Source organism: Paenibacillus auburnensis, from assembly GCF_927798115.1.
GTDB classification, from domain to species: Bacteria; Bacillota; Bacilli; order Paenibacillales; family Paenibacillaceae; genus Paenibacillus_AQ; species Paenibacillus_AQ auburnensis.
The window spans coordinates 1-18,073 of record NZ_CAKMMG010000011.1 but is presented as its reverse complement, the minus strand read 5'-3'; the positions used below and the strand labels follow the sequence as shown (position 1 = coordinate 18,073).

The following is an 18,073-nucleotide window of genomic DNA, read 5'->3' as shown; positions in this document are numbered from 1 at the left end:
GGCCCAATCACTCCATTCCCAATCGGTATCTGTCCCTGAACTCCTGCGGCGTCATCTGATAATAGTCACGGAATTTCCGGATAAACCAGTTGGTATTGGGATAGCCGATGCTTTCTCCGATATGATAGATTTTATGCTCCGTATGCTTCAACAAATCGCAGGCCTTGAGCATGCGCTGCTCGTAGATATATTGGGATACGGTACTGTCCGTACATTGCTTAAAGAGCTTCGAGAGATGGTTAGGATGTACGAAGACCCGTTTAGCCAGCAAGGTAAGCGACAAGTCCTTGTCCAGCTCCTTCCGGATGTAAGCTTGCGTCTTGCGGACGATCACCTGGCTGTGGTCCTCCGTCTCCTCTCCCAGCCTCTCATGAAGCGTACGCAGTGCGTTCAGTGCCCAGTTCTCCAGCTGTGACGCATGGAGCATGGCTCTCCCCTTAACAAAGGCGGATTGCTCCGGAGTGAGCATCTGGGCCAGCGTCCTGCCGCTGCGGTTCGCAATATACTGGAAGCTATTCGACAGAAAGAAAAAAACGTCGCGCATCAGATCGGGCGAACCTGTGTGCAGCAAGGGAGAGACGAACGCACGGATCTTGGCTTCCGCCTCTTCCCATTGCTCCGTTTCCAAAAGATTCGTCAGAAGCGGTGCTTCGTAGAGCTTGCGCATAAGACGCAATTCCTCCTCGTTCCTTCCAGGTACCTGTACGGACGACCGTCCGCTATTAGCCAGGTGCGATTTGGCTATCATATAACTGGCTTGCATCCCTTCCGGGAAGAGACAGCCGGATTCTCCTACAGATATCTCGCCTTTCAGCAAGTTTCGTACTTCTTGCCTTAATTGGTCTAGCCGCTCATGTACCCATTCCGCATCCAGTGGAGCGCCCGACAGGTCGTATACCAGAACGAGCAGGTTTCCTTCATCATCTGCAGCCGGCCAGCAGTCATACCGGTCCATCAGCAGCTCTTCGAGCATGTTCGTCACCGCGAACCGGATCAGGGACTGCGAATACAGATCCTGACTGTCGAAGGGAGGGCCAAGGCGGACGAGGCACAGCAAGACAGAGCCTGGTATCGGAATCGGAAGGTCGAACAGCTTCAGCTTCTCCGCAAGCACCTTGACGTTCAGAGTGCCGCTTAACACCTTGAGCAAAAGCCCTGCCTTCAGCTCTGTGCAATTATCCCGGTAGATACGGAAGCCCTGTTCGATCGATCGCTCCTGCTCAAGCTGCTTAACGATCCGGCCCATTGCCGCTAGTAATTGTTCGTCCTTGACCGGCTTCATCAGGTAATCGAGCGCCTGCAGCTCAATGGCTTTGCGGGCATAATCGAAGTCCGCATAACCTGTGAGCAGCAGGCATTTCAGCCCCGGAATACGCTGCCTGGCCTGCTCGATCAGCTCAAGGCCGTTCATACGCGGCATACGGATATCTGTCATGAGGATATCTAACGGTAATGATTCCATGAGGTCCAGCGCCTCGCTCGCGCTGTAGGCCTTCAGCACCCGGGAGATCCCGAGTGTAGTCCATGGAATCGTATCCGCCAGACTGTCCGCATAATGCTTCTCGTCATCAACTACAAGCAGGCTTTTCATACCGCTTCCTCCTTCCTTTCATCTTGCGTCCCCAGCCTCCAGTGGAGTTTCACGCATAAGCCGCCTAGCCTGGATTGGCTAAGCACAATTTCGGCATCCGGGCCGAAATTGCCTTGCAATCGCTGGTACACATTCCATAGGCCGCAGCCGGTATATTCGCCCGCCGGTATCTCCAGCTCACTGTACAGCCGGTCGTTCTGCTCCTTGTTCAGCCCTGTGCCGTTATCCTCCACTTCCAGGCTTAACCAGCCATCCTTGACGCAGACGCTAACTTCTACCCGGCCCGGGTAATCGACATTCTCAAGCCCATGCACGACCGCATTCTCCACAAGCGGCTGAACCAGCAGCCGGGGAATTCTCAGCTCAGCCAGTTCCTCCGGCAGTCCGATGCTGTAGGTCAGCGTCTCATTGCGAAGCCGGATAATCTCAAGGTGGATGCGGACGAAGGCCAGTTCTTCACCTAGGCTGACTCCCTGATTGTCCATTCGTGTCGTATACCGGTAATAGTCGGCCAGATGATAGGCCATATCCATGACCGCCCGATCCTTACCCATTTTGGTCATATTAATGATGAATCCGAGGCAATTGTATAGAAAATGAGGATGGATCTGCGCCTGCAGCTGCTTCAGCGTGGCATCGCGCGCCAGAATACGCGATCGCAGATCATTCTCGATGAGATCCTGGATCTGCGTTGCCATCTCGTTGAAGTTCTGCATTAGGAAGGTGAATTCATTGTTCGATTTCGTAGGGAGACGGTAGGCGTAATCGCCTCCCTTGATCCGCTGAACAGCGCGTACAAGATGGAAGATAGGCCGGTGAACGTTCCAGTACAGGGCAGACGCGGCGGTGATACCGGTTAGGAGGAGAATGATCGAAGACGCTCCAAACAATATCCTCTGCTGTCTGATAGGTCCGATGATCTGGTCAAGCGGAACGGAATCGATCAGATGCCATTCTAGGAGATTAGAATAATAATAGGTAATCAGATAAGGCCTGCCGCCATACGAATGGATCAGGTAGCCTGAATCCCGGCTCTGCACCCTGTCGCCCAAATCTGTGGCGATCTGCTCCATTTCAGGGCCTTTCGCGGACCGGCTGGCGATGATCGCGTGCCCGGCCTTGTAAAAAAACGGATTGTCGGAGTGGTCAGACTTGTAAGTGTCGAGCAGATTCTCAAAGCTCCACTTGTAGAGGTTGATGCGGACGGCAACATCCAGATCGTCTGGACGGGCCGGTTTGTATCCCGTGGTGACATAGGTCCGGGTAAAGCCGGAGCCAATCTCCAGATCTTCGCTGTAGCTCCACCCCAGTGAGAACCGGCTGTCGAACTCTTCAAGATCGTACTCATAGGAGGGGGAAGAAGAAATGCTGTCGCCCCGTTGCGGGAAATAGACAGTCACATCATTACGCCAGTTGCCCGAAGCGCTGGCCAGCGACAGCTTTTCCTGAATCAGCAGCCTTGTTTTCATTAGGGAATAATCGCTCATCTCGTGGTTGTACAGATATTCCAGCACATTTGTGTCTACGAGCATAGGAGCAGAGGCCAAATCGAACTTCTCGATACTGGCATCCATTTGCGCCACGAATAGCTCCATCCGGTTGAGGCTTGCTTTAATGAGCTCCTCCTGTATGACGTTGATGCTCTTGGACGTAGAATAATAATACAGCGCCACGACCGGTGTCAGCAGAATTAGCAGTAAGATCAGCATTTTCTGAAATATGTTGAATTTGATTCGCACCGGATTCCCATCCTTGCTTCATAATCTCAACTCAACCTGTATTTTACATTATGTTGTAAGCGTTTTCCATATTCTTTGATGCATTGATCTTCGTCTCTCCCTTTGGAAGCTAAAAAAGCCGCCCAATGAAATGAGCAGCTTACTTCGCTTTCTTACCACCTTGTAATCATTACAACCCGAGGATTAGGATTTAGAGCCGCTTAATCAGCTCTTCCAGCTCTTCAACCAATACTTTTGCCAGTTCAAAATCAGTATTTTTTAAAGCCACTTCTATTTTTGTTTCGACTGATTTTTTCTGTTGTTCCGTTTCTAAGTAGTCTTTATCAAAATGGCTGGCATAAATCATCTTTCTGAATTTTCGCATACTCATTTTTCTAATCGTCTTATCGTCAATGATAAGAACATAATCCATACCATTCACCACAGAATAGAAATCATGAGAAATCATGAGAATCGCACCCTGATAGTCCTCAATGGCTTTCTCCAGTGCTATTTGTGTATAGGTGTCTAAGTGGCTTGTCGGTTCATCAAGAAGCAATACGTTTGCTTTACTCGCAGCAACTTTAGCCAATTGAAGCATGTTTTTTTCTCCGCCGGACATAGATTCTATCTTTTGATTAACAATTTCTCCTTCAAAGCCATAGTTTGAAAGATACGATCTAATCTCATCATAAGTGGTAAACCCGGCCTCAATGAATTCCTCAAGAATAGTATTGGAATCCTTTAGCATTTCGCCTTGAAGCTGAGATAAATAAGCCACTTTAACATCAGCATTAATCTCAATGGAATCATGATTATTTTTATAGATCTCCCGGAGTAAAGTCGTTTTCCCGGTGCCGTTTGGACCGATTAGGGCTACTTTATCCGTAGATTTTATCTCAAAGTTAACATTTTCTAAAAGCAGCTCATCAAAGGCGATACTATAATCATTAACACTTATAACAACGGTATCTTCAATTTCATGATCCACACCGAAACGGATAACCGGTTGCTTAATATCTACGAAGGGTGCTTTAATTCTGCGCGCTTCCAATCTTTCCTGAAATTTAACCCTGGCTTTTAAGGCTTTCCCTCTGGATGCTTCGGAATTATAAGTTGCGATAGCTCTAAGATTATCGATGATATTGTCATTTCTCTTAATTTCTTCCTCTTCAGCTACTGCGAGTTCTTGCAGCTCAATTTTAGTTTGAAGTAAGGAGAAGTTATATTCAATATATCGCCCGTCAAACTCTTGAATTTCCATGTTTTCAAGGTGAATGATTTTATTGAAACAATGATTCAATAAATATCGGTTGTGCGTAACAACCAGCAGAATGCCTTTGTGAGAATTAATTAGATGTTTAAGCGCATTAAGGTTTTCAAAATCCAAAAATACATCAGGCTCGTCCATAATCATTAAGTCCGGACTATTAAGCATTTCCTTCATCACTTGAATAAGTTTGAATTCCCCGCCACTCAGGTCAGAAACCCTAACCTCTTTTAGCTTCATGAGGTCTGCCAGGTTTAGTTTCTTATTAATGTTGCTTTCGTAATCATCCCCGCCCATTGAATCAAATGCATCTAAAGCTAATTGATACTTTTCAAGCAACGGATCAATATCTGTGGCTGTCTCCATTTCAGTGAGAATAGAGTTTATTTCATTTTGAATCTTAATAAACTTTTCGCCGATGTATTCAAAAACTGTTGTTTCTTGAGATTTGTCTGGTTGTGAGAACTGACTTACATACCCAATTGTGCAAGTTGGGGCTATCTCTAACATGCCATCATACAAATATCTTTCTGGATCCATTAGTATATCGATCAGGGTACTTTTCCCGCTGCCACTCGTTCCAATAAAAGCGCAGTGTTGTGCCTCTTCAAGCGTAAATGAAATGTTTTTATATAGTTCTTTTTGCGGAAATGCGAAGGATAAGTTTTCAACTTTTATCATAGGATTACCTTTCTTTATAACTAAATTTGTGACTAATATTAGATGTATTTGAAGAGCTAGAATAACACTGTTTACAGCCAACTTCAATCACCATTTCATTAGGCGAGCTATCGCCCTCATTATCATTCCCCTTTCACATAAAAATGGACCGTCCTAACTGTAGGACGGCCCATGATATTTGTAGAACAACAACAAAACTCTATTATAATTTCAGTTCTTCCCTCTAACCCTTATTCCACCGTTACACTCTTCGCAAGGTTACGTGGTTTATCTACATCGTGGCCCAGGGCCAGCGAAGCGTAGTAAGCCAGCAATTGGGTAACGACTACCGACAACGCGGAAGTCAGCAAAGGCAGTGTCTTAGGAATAACGAAGGCCTGATCGACGGATCTCAGCAGGTCGGTTACATGCTCTTCGTGAGTGATCGCCAGTACGTCTGCGCCGCGGGCTTTCACTTCTTTGATGTTGCTGACAGTTTTCTCCAGAACGGATTCCTGGGTTGCCAGGGCAATAACCGGTACGCCTTCTTCGATCAGCGCCAGTGTTCCGTGCTTCAGTTCACCTGCAGCATAGGCCTCAGAGTGAATGTAGGAGATTTCTTTCAGCTTCAGCGAGCCTTCTTGAGCTACTGCGTAGTCTACGCCGCGGCCGATGAAGAACAGGTGCTTGTGCCCGGAGATTTGCTCCGCATAAGTCTTGATAGCATCTTTCTGTGCAAGAACTTCTTCAACCTGCTCAGGCAGTTTGTTCATGGCTGCAAGAATCTCAGCGACCTGCTCTTCGGTTTGCGTACCACGAACTTCAGCCAAGTATAGACCAAGCAGTGTGAACGCGATAATCTGCGAAGTATATGCTTTGGTGGAAGCTACAGCGATTTCCGGTCCAGCCAGGGTAACCAGCACATCATTAGCTTCCCGTGCGATAGAGCTGCCCACCACGTTGGTGATTGCCAGTACATGCGCACCATTTGCTTGACCTTCACGAAGTGCAGCCAGTGTATCTGCAGTTTCACCGGATTGGCTGACTACGATAACCAGTGTTTCAGGTGTTACGATCGGAGCACGGTAACGGTATTCCGAAGCGATATCGTTCTCTACCGGAATACGAACCAGGGACTCGATCAGGTTGCGTCCTACAAGACCAGCGTTGTATGCAGTACCGCAGGCAACGATCTGGATGTTGCGGATATTCTTGATTTGTTCTTCAGTCAGATTGAGTTCTGGCAGAATCACTTTAGTGCCTTCAGCATTGATGCGTCCGCGCATAGTATCGCGGTAAGCCTTAGGCTGCTCGTGGATTTCTTTCAGCATGAAATGCTCGTAGCCGCCTTTTTCTGCGGTAACAGCATCCCAATCGACAGTAATCATTTCCCGAGAAATAAAGTTGCCTTCAATCGTCATCAGTTCGACAGCATCCCGTGTCAATACAGCCATTTCGCCGTCGTTCAAAATATATACGTTGCGGGTGTATTCCAGCAGAGCAGGAATATCCGACCCGATAAAGTTTTCGCCTTCACCAAGACCGATAATCAGCGGGCTGGCTTGACGCACAGCTACCAGTTTATCCGGCTCATATTCAGTCAGAACACCAAGTGCGAACGCACCGCGCATGAAAGTAATCGCTTTTTGCACAGCTTTAACGATATCTCCTTCATATTCACGGGCGATCAGATGGGAAATAACCTCTGTATCCGTTTCGGAAGAGAAATGGCATCCGCCGGCAATCAGCTCTTCTTTGAGGTCCAGGTAGTTTTCGACAATCCCGTTGTGCACGACCGAGAACTTTTGGCTTTCATCCGTGTGCGGGTGGGAGTTCTCGTCGGAAGGTTTACCGTGAGTCGCCCAACGGGTGTGTCCGATTCCGGCACTTCCTGTCAGCGGAGTAGCTTCAAGTCTTGACTCCAGGTTAGCCATACGGCCCTGTGCCTTAACAACCTGCAGGCCATCCTTCGTGAATACGGCAATACCTGCCGAATCATACCCGCGGTACTCCAGCTTCTTCAAACCCTCTACCAAGATTCCCTGCGAATTCTGATTACCAATATATCCTACAATACCACACATTATATTTTCCTCCGTCCAATTTATCGTAATGTGGGCGGCATAAGGAAAGAAACGTGCCGTGCGGCATGTTTAGAGAATAAGCAAATATTCTGTTGTCTTGAGACACTCAACAAAATAAACCTGTCACCTGCATAGGTGGTTCATGACATGCACAGTCTTCTCCTCTGCCGCAGCAGAAACATCTGTTTCTTCCGTTTAGCGCATACCCATGAGTTAATTCAATTCTTCCTGCACCCACAAAAGCGTTGTGTGAAAGGTCGCCCTCTCATTTTCCGCTTCCATTTACGGCTCTGGTGCATCACCGGGAGGTCCCCGCCGAACATTTCGAACACCTCCACCTCGTCAGCTTACATCTGCCGTGATCCGTTCAAGCCTTGCCCCTAAAGCTGGCAGCTCCGGCTGTCCCTTCTCCCCCGCGCAAGATCAAGCTCTGGCGCTTGCTATTGCTGTAACCTTACTATCCCCGCTTTCCTTCTGGAATGACACCTAATCATTATATGCACCTTACATCACTTTTGGCAATGCAATAATGCTTGAAACCTTTGGAATTTGCAGAAAAAAACTCACATAATAGCCATACAGCCGGCAGTTGAAGAGCTTATCTCCGTCCACCGGCTCTGCTGGCCCATCATATTATACGTATATTAAACCAATTCACGCTGAACAACATCAACAATTCGTCCGACATACAGATCCAGCTCAGACTTATCCGGGCCTTCTGCCATGACACGAATCAGCGGCTCTGTTCCCGAAGGACGTACCAGCACGCGGCCATTGTCACCCAGTTTACCTTCTACCTCTTGAATCGCCGCCTCAATGGCCGGATTGTTCGGGTAGTTGGTTTTATCCTGTACCCGCACATTCACGAGCACCTGCGGATATTTAGTCATCATTGACTTCAGCACGCTCAGCTTCTTCCCTGAAGCCTTCATCGTATCAACCAGCTGGATCGCAGTCAGAATACCATCACCGGTTGTATTGTAATCAAGGAAAATAACATGACCGGATTGCTCTCCACCCAGGTTATAGCCGCCACGGCGCATTTCTTCCATCACATAGCGGTCACCGACAGCTGTTTTGGCTGTATTAAGTGACAGCTTCTCTGTTGCTTTATAGAAGCCGATGTTGCTCATGACCGTAGAGACTATCGTTGCATCTTTGAGCTTGCCAGCACGGTTCATAGCATCTCCGCAGATGCAGAGGATAAAGTCACCGTCGACCTCTTCGCCCGTTTCATCAATAGCGATCAGACGGTCAGCATCGCCGTCAAAGGCAAGTCCCAAGTCCGCGCCATGACGCAGCACTTCTTCACGAAGCTTCTCCGGATGGGTAGAACCGTAGCCGTCATTAATGTTGAGGCCGTCCGGCTCTGCTCCAATAGAGATGACCTCAGCACCAAGCTCCTTGAACAACCGCGGGGCCAGCTCATAAGCCGCTCCGTGCGCGCAGTCCAATACAACCTTAATGCCTTCAAAACGATTGGAAATCGTTGTCTTAAGGTATTCCAGATACAGGTACTTAGCGTCGTTGTCCACAGTAAGCATACCGAGACCCGCGCCTACTGGACGGGGGAGTTCATCCTTCTCTGCGTCCATCAGTTCTTCAATCCGCAGCTCCGTTTCATCCGTCAGCTTAAATCCGTCTCCGCCGAAGAACTTGATACCGTTGTCCTCCACCGGATTGTGTGAAGCCGAAATCATTACACCCGCATCAGCTTTCAGCAATCTGGTAATATATGCTACAGCAGGTGTACTTACAACACCTATACGGATAACATGGGCACCAATAGACAATAATCCGGCTACAAGTGCTGATTCCAGCAGCGGACCGGAAATACGTGTATCCATACCGATAACCACTTTTGGCTTCTCTACATTCCCTGCCAGTACATAACCACCGCAGCGGCCAATACTATAAGCCATTTCTGCTGTCAATTCCTGGTTTGCGACTCCGCGCACACCGTCAGTTCCAAAATACTTACCCATCTTTTTTCTCCTTTAAATACGCTACATTAGCTTAATGAATTATTGTATGAAAGAATCCTGATTCTGTGTAACCATACTACTGTAAGATAGACGTGTTCTCCTATAAAAAGTTACGTTCCGCCGGTACTCGCTGCATTATTGGCATTCCCGGTGCCGGCAGGAGTACTGCTGTTCTCCGAAGTGCTAGCTGTAGGGGCTGGGGTCGCAGTGGCTGCACCTCCGCTATTGGAAGGTTCAGTATTTGCCTCTTCCCCGGAGACAGGCTCAGAGCTCGGCTCCGGGGTGGGGGCACTCCCTGTATTGGGTTTATCTGTAGTCCCCGGCGTGGCTGGCGCTTGCAGATCTATAGTAACTATATGCGGCTGTGAAGAATTGACCAGTGATATGAACCGCGGCACCGAGATTTGCAGAGATACCTGATGAACACCAGCGGACAGACCTCCAACATCCGCAACAACGCTAATATTGTCCTGATCGAGCTGATCCAGCAGTGTTGGGGCCCCGGATAAAGTCAGCGTAACCGCTTTGGCAGCGGGATCCGTTACGACCGCTGTGAGGCCGCTGCCCACACCCTCCAGCTTAATCGGAATATTCTCCATTGTCCGCTCGGCAATTTGGGCAACAGAGACAGTGACACTTACCGCCGCGGGTTCGATTTTTGCGGTTCCCTCCGGCGGTTTAAGGTCCAGCTTTACCTGCTCTGTACCAGCCGATTTAATGGAGCTCAAATCCAGCGATGCCTCATAAGAGGATAATCCGGCGAGTGCTTCCTCACTCCCGTATGCCATAATCGTATCCACCTCAGGAGTGACCCGCGACAGTACGAGTGAACCTGGCAGCTGGCCGGTAAAGCTCACATCAAGAGGCAAGCTTTTAAACGGAAGTGTAATCGGCAGCTCTACAGACACGATAGAAGGCTCAATAACGGCGTTCTTTATTTCATTACCGCTGCTATCGTAAGCCGCCAGCCTCACTTTTTTCTCTGAAATGTTTGCACTATCCCCATCGAGTTCAAGGGTACCCTGAACCTTTGACACATTACCCAGTTCACTGGCCGGAAGCGTTACTTCTACCTCGGCAGGATCAATAACCGCTGTACCTAGCTGGTAGCCTTCTGCAGGCTTACCATTAGTGACCAGAGTAACCGGAAAAGACTTGGTATTCCGCAGCTCCACATGCACATTTACCTCATGCGGTATCATTTCGACCAGGGATACTCCGCTGGGAAGGTCGTAATTCAGCGGAAGCGTAGTATCCCCGGGTCCGACATCACTTAAATCGACCATAACGTTGTAGGCATCCGATAGTTTGAAATTAAGATCAGAGTTTTTCCCCCTGACCTCCATCCTTACACTATCCGCATCAAAGGTGTATACATACTTATCGTTATCAATGCCAACCTGTTCTATTTTGACATTCTCAATGATTTTGGACTGCGTGCTGACTGTGGTCTGATTCGTTGGCGCAGTATCCACATGCACAATTGTCCATAAAATAACGCCGAAGACAAGAGCAAGAATTTTGTTGAAGTTATTATTCTTCATCCACTTATCCATTGTTTTTGCCCCCTCTCCGTTTCCAGAAAGCAGAGCTCTTCTCCTTCAGCGGGGAAGATGCGCTCAGTTCCTGATGAAGCTTGGAGATGAGCGATTCTTCCTTAATATCCCGAACAATTTGTCCATTAATCGCCAGAGAAATCTGTCCGGTCTCTTCTGATACCACAACAGATACAGAGTCCGCCACTTCACTGATCCCGATGGCCGCGCGGTGGCGTGTCCCCAGCTCTTTGCTGATGAATGGATTCTCCGATAAGGGGAGATAACAGGCAGCGGCAGCAATTTGCCCCTCCTGCATAATCAGAGCACCATCATGCAGCGGCGTATTGGGAATAAAGATGTTGATCAGCAGCTCCGAACTGACGACAGAACGCATAGGAATGCCTGATTCGGTATATTCATTAAGACCCGTGTCTCTTTCAAAAACAATTAATGCCCCAATCTTTCTCTGTGCTAAATAATTCACGGCCTTAATGACTTCACCGATTAATCTGCTGATCTCCTCATCATTCTCTGAAGCCCGCCCAAAAAACTTACCCCGCCCAAGCTGCTCCAGCCCCCTGCGCAGTTCCGGCTGAAAGATGATAAAGATTGCAAATATCCCGAAGGTGAAAATCTGGTTCATAAGCCATTTCAGGGTATACAAATCCAGGAGGGTGCTCAGCGCCCAAATGATGACCAGCACCAGTATCCCCTTAAGCAGCTGAACTGCCCGCGTACCGCGGACCATGTTCAGGACTTTGTAGATAATATAGCTGACGATTAGAATATCAATTATATCTTTAATGGATTCTTTCCATGTTAGGTCGGTAAAATAACTCATTGCCTAAAACCCCCGTCATTTCATATTAGCTGGGTTTATGTAAATTGTCTGTAAGATCTGTATCATATCTAGGTTATAACGTTCACGCTCAGGTTGCAAGTTTAGCTGCCTGGAGATTTCTGATAATGGAATTTTCAGGCAACAAAAAAGCGCCATCTTTCCGGAAAAAGAGGCGCAAATAATATTTCTGCATAAAGGGCCATGGTATTAACGGTAGGCAACTTCAGAGAACATGTTCGTCACTTTATACCAGAGCCAACTTACCGCTTGGTCTATGCTTTTGACTTGCCCGGAAATATGAGCTGTTGATGCCTTATAGAGAGACCCGTCAATTACCGTTACATTACCGTCAACTTCACCGTATACCTGGGTTTGGCCATTCTCCACTGTGAGATCGCCTGATATTGTTTTGCCGGAGGGTACGATCACTGTATCCCCTTTAATTACAACCTGGTCGAGGTCAGCGCCTCTGACGACAAGCTGCCCATCCTGATTCCAAAAAGTAACGGAGCTCATCAGCATCACAAGAATAAATAAGGACGCCGCCGTAAGGGCAGGATGTCTTTTGATCCAGGTGATAAAGGCTTTCTCCTTCTTGGGTTTCGGTAATGAGTTCATAATCCGGCCTACAAGATCCTCTGAAGCCACAGGGTTCTGGTGCATCAGGGAGAACATCAGCATATCGGTTTGTTCCAGTTCTTTGAACTTTGCACGGCAATCCGGACAGGATAGAAGATGCTCCTTCAATTCCCTCTGCTGCAGTTCGGGCAAGTCGTCATCCAAGTAATCATGCATCATAGAGACGGCCAGTTTGCATTCCATAGGAGCCAATCCTTTCATGAGTGCTATTTAATTATTTCAAGGCAAAGGGGCAGGGCGCATAAGACTTGCTTAACTTACATACGGTGCTCCCGGAAAGACGTTTCAAAAAAAACATCAATTTTTACAATTTAGGGCCTAATTTTTTACGTAAAAATTCACGTCCGCGATGTACACGGGTCTTAATTGTCGTTACCGGCATATCCAGCACATCGCTGATCTCCTGTAGCGACAAATCCTGCAAATAGCGCAAAATCATTACAGACCTGTATTTCACGGGCAAACTGTCAATAGCCTCATAGATCAGCCCCTGCGTCTCTGAGAGCAGCAGTTCGGTCTCAGGGGTCACATTGTCACTAGGAATCATCGAATAGCCGTCAATGCCTTCCTGATCGTTCATTTCAGCATCGAGCGAATACGTCGGTTTCCGTTTACGCAGCCTGTCTATACAGAGATTCGTTCCAATCCTATAAATCCATGTTGAAAACTTCTGTTTATCATCATAACGGTCTAAATTTCGGTATACACGCAAAAAAGTTTCCTGAACAATATCCTCCGCTTCGTGACGGTTGTTCAGCATCCGGTAAGCCAGATGATATATCTTGTCTTTATATAGTTCCACAAGCTCGGCAAATGCCCTTTGGTCGCCTTTCAAGGCGAGCTTTGTCAATCTGCCTTCCAAATTCTCCACCTGTTAACTCCCCCAGACCTGCCGCCCTTGGTATTCCATCTCTTGAATGTCCACGGTACAAGCATTTAAATCGTAATTCAAGTTTCAGTAAAAATCAAGGATAGTATTGTTACCTTGTGCAGAATCTGTGCAGAAACATTCATACCTAAAGTACGCTGCTTAGCTTGCTTCGAGAAAGCTTTGGACTTCCGGTCGCTGTTATTTTCAGATTTCCTGATTATAACCGTTGTGCACGGTAGAGGTCAGACAATAAAGGCGAACGCTGCCGCTCCTCCAGTTCCAAACTATCTCTCCGCCACTTCATCAGCGTTACGCTCCAATGCATTGTTGCTTGCCCACATTCCCTTCTGGCACCAAAACAATACAAAACCCCCGTCCGCCTCATTGAGAGAGGCGGACGGGGGTTAGTATGAAGCGGCGGGGCCGGCTTCGAAAGAATCAGGTCTGGACAATTCAGGTATCAGCCCGTATTCCGGAGACCGGCGGCAATGCCGTTGATCGTAAGCAGTACCTCACGCAGCAGTTCAGCGTCGTCACCCTCAACTTCACGCAGGGCTCTGAGCTCTGATAACAGCTGCACCTGAAGGTAGCTGAGCGGGTCAACGTAAGGGTTGCGCAGACGGATGGATTCCTGGATAACCGGAACGTTATCCAGAATATCCTGCTGGCCGGTGATCTTAAGAATCAGTTCTGAAGTCAGTTTGAACTCTGCTTCAATCTGACCGAAGATCCGCTGGCGGGATTCGTCATTTTTGCCCATGGTGGCGTATTCCTTGGCAATAACCAGATCGGCCTTAGCAATCGCCATTTGCAGCGTATCAATCAGCGTGGTAAAGAAGGAGAAGTTCTCATACATAGTCTGCATGATCTTCAGGTTCTCTTCTTTCCCCTCGTAGAAGCTCTGCAGTCCGGTTCCGGCAGCATACCAGGCAGGAAGCAGGTAACGGCTCTGCGTCCATGCAAACACCCATGGAATTGCACGCAGGTCCTCGAAGCGGTCACTGTTCTTCCGTTTGGAAGGGCGTGAACCAATATTAAGTTCTCCAACCTCAGGCAGAGGTGTCGACTCCTTGAAGAAAGTCAGGAAATCCGGATCACGGAAGATCAGATCCTGGTATTTGTTTAATGAAACCTCGGAGATGCGGGCCACAATTTCATCCCATTTGGCTTCATACAGATCAGCTTGAGGCATTCTAGCATGAATAGCTGCAGTCACCAGTGCTGAGGTAGCTTGCTCTAGACTCCGGTAAGCAATACCCTTCATCGAATACCGGGAAGAAATCACTTCACCCTGCTCGGTAATCTTAATCCCCCCGCCAATGGTTGAAGCAGGCTGGGCAAGAATACTGCGGTTCAGCGGCATGCCGCCGCGTCCGAGTGCACCGCCGCGTCCATGGAAGAACTTCAGCTTGATGCCGAATTCATCTGCCGTAGCGGTAATTTGCTTGAGGGCTACACGCAGTTCCCAGTTCGCAGTCACCACACCGCCGTCTTTATTGCTATCGGAATAACCGAGCATAATTTCCTGGAGATCGTTCATCGCTCTAACCGCTTCACGATAAATCGGCATGTTGAGCAGTGTCTTCATAATCTCAGGTGCATCATGCAGGTCATCAATCGTCTCAAAGAGCGGCACTGCCTGCAAAGTGCAGACGACCGTTCCATCATTGTCTTTGCGGAACAAGCCAACCTCTTTGGAGAATACCATAACCTCCAGAATGTCGCTGGCCGCTTCTGCCATACTAATCAGGTAACTGGTAATGCACTGTTTGCCGTATTCCTCCTGTGCCATAAAAATCGTACGGTACACCGCGAGGCATTCCTCTGTACTCTCACTATATGACTGGTACGGAGAAGTCAGCGGACGCGGATCATTGAGCAGCGATTCCAGCAGCTTTACCTTTTCCGTTTCCGGCATGTTGGCATAATCCTGCGTGATGTTCATTTTAGCCAGAATTTCTGCCATTGCATTTTCATGTTCCTGACTATGCTGGCGGACATCCAGAGCCGCAGTGTGGAAGCCGAACAGCTCCACCTGACGGATTAGCTTCTTAATATAAGTGTCCGCAACATAATCAGCATAGTGGTGACGCAGGCTGCGGTCAATCACGTTCAAATCATCTATGAATTGCTGCGGTGATGAGTAGCGCTCTGGAGTGCCTTTTTTCTCATCATCAAGCACATTTTGTGTCTTTGAGATCATATAGCTTAGCTTGATCCGGTAAGGCTCATTATCATTACGCCAGGCATCGACCCGGTTGAGGTTAATGATGTTCCGGTCTTTTTCGATGGAATCCACCAGTTCGTTAGTGACACTGACGATGCTTGTACTAAAGCTCAGATACTGCATTAGTTCACGCATAATACGCTGATATTCCCGGATCGCAAGTTTACGCTGCAAACGCAGTGTCTGAAGAGTAACAGCGGCTGTTACCGAAGGATTACCGTCGCGGTCCCCGCCGATCCATGATCCAAAACGCAGATAAGTCGGCACGTGCCAGTTCTGACCCGGATAATATTTACTCAAACATCGTTCAAGCTCTTGATACACATCCGGCAGCACTTGGAAGATCGTCTCATGGAAATAGTACATCCCATTGCGTACTTCATCGAGCACAGTAGGTTTACGGTCGCGCAGTTCATCCGTCTGCCACAGGGTAATGACTTCATTCAGCAGCTTCTCGCGGAGCTGTTCCCGTTCACGGAACGTTAACGTTGGATTGTCTAAGCCCATCACATCGTCAGATATCCGTTTATGAATATCGAGAATTGCCCGCCGCATTGCTTCCGTAGGGTGAGCCGTCATGACCAGCTCCAAAGAAAGACCGTTCATAATCTCATGAACATCCTCTTGGGAGAAATCCCGTTCGCGTAGCTCTTGAATCGCACTTTCGATAGAACCCGGCTGTACCGTGTCCCCTGCTGAGCGTTCATAGTCACGCTTACGGCGAATCCGGTGATTCTGCTCGGCGATATTCACCAGTTGAAAATAAATGGCGAACGCCCGTATCACTTGGTGACGATTTTCAGGATCCAGTGAATTAATCAGCTCTTTAAATTCATTGTGCAGTTCAGGCAAAAACAATGAGCGCAGTGATTTACTGGTTTCGCGGATCTTCTCTACGATCTCCAGCAATTCGTTGCCGCCTTGATGTACCAAGACTTCGCCCAAGATATTCCCCAGGAACCGTACGTCACGCCGCAGCAGATTGTTGGAATTGCTTTTGCTGACAGCTGTCGTAAGTTCGGTCATGCTGCTCCCCCCATCCTCTTCCGGATCAATGTCCTTAACATTGTCTATTTGAAGCTTTCCTCATATCATACAGTAAAACCACTAGGAAATCTCCAACTTATTACGCTGTAAAGCGTTGCAGTAATTCCGATTATACACCAAATTCATTCATTATACAGTCATAAAATATTTATGTACCTATACAAAATTAGAATGGCTGAGTTAATCCGTATTTATGTGCAAGGTTTACACAGCGTGTAGGTATTGATTGCATTATACACGGATTGAAGAAGAATAGAAATCGGGGTTTATGATATCCTATGAGAGGCAAGCGAAGTTTAATATTTATAACAAAAAACTCCTACCGGAGTAAGAGTTTTGTCAGCCTAGGCTGAAGTATCGGGATGACACGATTTGAACATGCGACCCCCTGGTCCCAAACCAGGTGCTCTACCAAGCTGAGCTACATCCCGAAAAAGATATAAAATTATGGAGCGGGTGATGGGAATCGAACCCACGCTATCAGCTTGGAAGGCTGAAGTTCTACCATTGAACTACACCCGCAAAGGTGAAAATCGGGATGACACGATTTGAACATGCGACCCCCTGGTCCCAAACCAGGTGCTCTACCAAGCTGAGCTACATCCCGTTAATATATTGATGATTCATAGAAAAAATATAGAATGGCGCGCCCTGAGAGATTCGAACTCCCGACCTTTTGATTCGTAGTCAAACGCTCTATCCAGCTGAGCTAAGGGCGCAAAAATTATGGAGCGGACGACGGGAATCGAACCCGCGACCCTCGCCTTGGCAAGGCGATGCTCTACCGCTGAGCCACGTCCGCAAATAAGTGGTGCGCGTGAAGGGACTTGAACCCCCACGTCTTACGACGCCAGATCCTAAGTCTGGTGCGTCTGCCATTCCGCCACACGCGCATAGTACAAGTTTTTAATCAAAGTGAGCCATGAAGGACTCGAACCTTCGACACCCTGATTAAAAGTCAGGTGCTCTACCAACTGAGCTAATGGCTCGCATTTGGCAGGGGATATAGGATTCGAACCTATGATGACGGAGTCAGAGTCCGTTGCCTTACCACTTGGCGAATCCCCTATGATGGATACTTATAGATTGCCCATAATCTCTTCAAATATGAGGACGATTATGGTGGAGGCTGAGGGGTTCGAACCCCCGACCCTCTGCTTGTAAGGCAGATGCTCTCCCAGCTGAGCTAAGCCTCCATATGTATGCCCTCAAAGGGTGAAGATAAATAATAATTGGTGACCCGTATGGGATTCGAACCCATGTTACCTCCGTGAAAGGGAGGTGTCTTAACCCCTTGACCAACGGGCCTTGTAAATCTGTGGAGCTCTCAACCGGATTCGAACCGGTGACCTCTTCCTTACCATGGAAGCACTCTACCTGCTGAGCTATGAGAGCATGGCTCCCCGAACAGGACTCGAACCTGTGACAACTCGATTAACAGTCGAGTGCTCTACCAACTGAGCTATCAGGGAATATTGTCCGCTTGGCGGCGTCCTACTCTCCCAGGACCCTTCGGTCCAAGTACCATCGGCGCTGGAAGGCTTAACGGTCGTGTTCGGGATGGGTACGCGTGGAACCCTTCCGCTATCGCCACCAAACGGG

At 48.1% G+C, this 18,073-nt stretch carries 10 protein-coding genes, 12 tRNA genes and 1 rRNA gene; all 23 read right to left on the bottom strand.

Translation table 11 applies throughout. The annotated features are described in order from the left end of the window. Window positions 1-7 precede the first annotated feature (7 nt). On the bottom strand, window positions 8-1,591 hold the full coding sequence (locus tag L6H70_RS24880; RefSeq protein WP_236336869.1) for a response regulator: 1,584 nt from the start codon (window positions 1,589-1,591) through the stop codon (window positions 8-10). Continuing rightward, window positions 1,588-3,300 (bottom strand): sensor histidine kinase, encoded by a 1,713-nt coding sequence (locus L6H70_RS24875; RefSeq protein WP_236336867.1) that lies wholly within the window; start codon window positions 3,298-3,300, stop codon window positions 1,588-1,590. Before L6H70_RS24875 ends, L6H70_RS24880 begins: the two co-directional genes overlap by 4 nt. A 220-nt stretch (window positions 3,301-3,520) precedes the next feature. Further along, a complete protein-coding gene (locus tag L6H70_RS24870; RefSeq protein WP_236337023.1) occupies window positions 3,521-5,260 on the bottom strand; it encodes an ABC-F family ATP-binding cassette domain-containing protein in 1,740 nt (579 codons plus the stop codon). A gap of 230 nt (window positions 5,261-5,490) precedes the next feature. After that, window positions 5,491-7,323, bottom strand: coding sequence for a glutamine--fructose-6-phosphate transaminase (isomerizing) (gene glmS, locus L6H70_RS24865; protein WP_236336865.1), 1,833 nt, complete (start codon window positions 7,321-7,323; stop codon window positions 5,491-5,493). Between the two features lie 644 nt (window positions 7,324-7,967). Continuing rightward, window positions 7,968-9,308, bottom strand: coding sequence for a phosphoglucosamine mutase (gene glmM / locus L6H70_RS24860; protein WP_206102140.1), 1,341 nt, complete (start codon window positions 9,306-9,308; stop codon window positions 7,968-7,970). A 110-nt stretch (window positions 9,309-9,418) separates the two neighbouring features. Then, window positions 9,419-10,864 carry a CdaR family protein gene (locus L6H70_RS24855; protein WP_236336864.1) on the bottom strand — a complete coding sequence of 482 codons (1,446 nt, stop codon included), beginning with the start codon at window positions 10,862-10,864 and terminating at the stop codon, window positions 9,419-9,421. Then, entirely contained in the window at window positions 10,857-11,687 is an 831-nt protein-coding gene (cdaA, locus tag L6H70_RS24850; protein ID WP_236336863.1) for a diadenylate cyclase CdaA, read from the bottom strand. Before cdaA ends, L6H70_RS24855 begins: the two co-directional genes overlap by 8 nt. A gap of 207 nt (window positions 11,688-11,894) precedes the next feature. Continuing rightward, on the bottom strand, window positions 11,895-12,509 hold the full coding sequence (locus tag L6H70_RS24845; protein WP_236336862.1) for a zf-HC2 domain-containing protein: 615 nt from the start codon (window positions 12,507-12,509) through the stop codon (window positions 11,895-11,897). 121 nt (window positions 12,510-12,630) lie between these two features. Then, complete coding sequence (gene sigW, locus L6H70_RS24840; protein ID WP_054943560.1) at window positions 12,631-13,197, bottom strand: RNA polymerase sigma factor SigW; 567 nt, start codon at window positions 13,195-13,197, stop codon at window positions 12,631-12,633. A 460-nt stretch (window positions 13,198-13,657) separates the two neighbouring features. Continuing rightward, on the bottom strand, window positions 13,658-16,450 hold the full coding sequence (ppc, locus tag L6H70_RS24835; RefSeq protein ID WP_236336861.1) for a phosphoenolpyruvate carboxylase: 2,793 nt from the start codon (window positions 16,448-16,450) through the stop codon (window positions 13,658-13,660). A gap of 378 nt (window positions 16,451-16,828) precedes the next feature. Then, window positions 16,829-16,902, bottom strand: a tRNA-Pro gene (locus L6H70_RS24830). 17 nt (window positions 16,903-16,919) lie between these two features. After that, window positions 16,920-16,993: transfer RNA gene (locus L6H70_RS24825), tRNA-Gly, on the bottom strand. Between the two features lie 11 nt (window positions 16,994-17,004). Continuing rightward, window positions 17,005-17,078: transfer RNA gene (locus L6H70_RS24820), tRNA-Pro, on the bottom strand. Between the two features lie 35 nt (window positions 17,079-17,113). Further along, window positions 17,114-17,190, bottom strand: a tRNA-Arg gene (locus L6H70_RS24815). A gap of 8 nt (window positions 17,191-17,198) precedes the next feature. Next, window positions 17,199-17,273 (bottom strand) — tRNA-Gly (locus tag L6H70_RS24810). A 7-nt stretch (window positions 17,274-17,280) separates the two neighbouring features. Next, window positions 17,281-17,364 (bottom strand) — tRNA-Leu (locus tag L6H70_RS24805). Window positions 17,365-17,387: 23 nt separating this feature from the next. Continuing rightward, window positions 17,388-17,460: transfer RNA gene (locus L6H70_RS24800), tRNA-Lys, on the bottom strand. Window positions 17,461-17,465: 5 nt separating this feature from the next. Then, window positions 17,466-17,539, bottom strand: a tRNA-Gln gene (locus tag L6H70_RS24795). Window positions 17,540-17,591: 52 nt separating this feature from the next. Then, window positions 17,592-17,667 (bottom strand) — tRNA-Val (locus tag L6H70_RS24790). 37 nt (window positions 17,668-17,704) lie between these two features. Beyond that, window positions 17,705-17,779 (bottom strand) — tRNA-Glu (locus L6H70_RS24785). A gap of 11 nt (window positions 17,780-17,790) precedes the next feature. Next, a tRNA-Thr gene (locus L6H70_RS24780) sits at window positions 17,791-17,866 on the bottom strand. Window position 17,867: 1 nt separating this feature from the next. After that, window positions 17,868-17,943 (bottom strand) — tRNA-Asn (locus L6H70_RS24775). Between the two features lie 9 nt (window positions 17,944-17,952). Continuing rightward, window positions 17,953-18,069, bottom strand: a 5S ribosomal RNA gene (rrf, locus tag L6H70_RS24770). Window positions 18,070-18,073 lie beyond the last annotated feature (4 nt).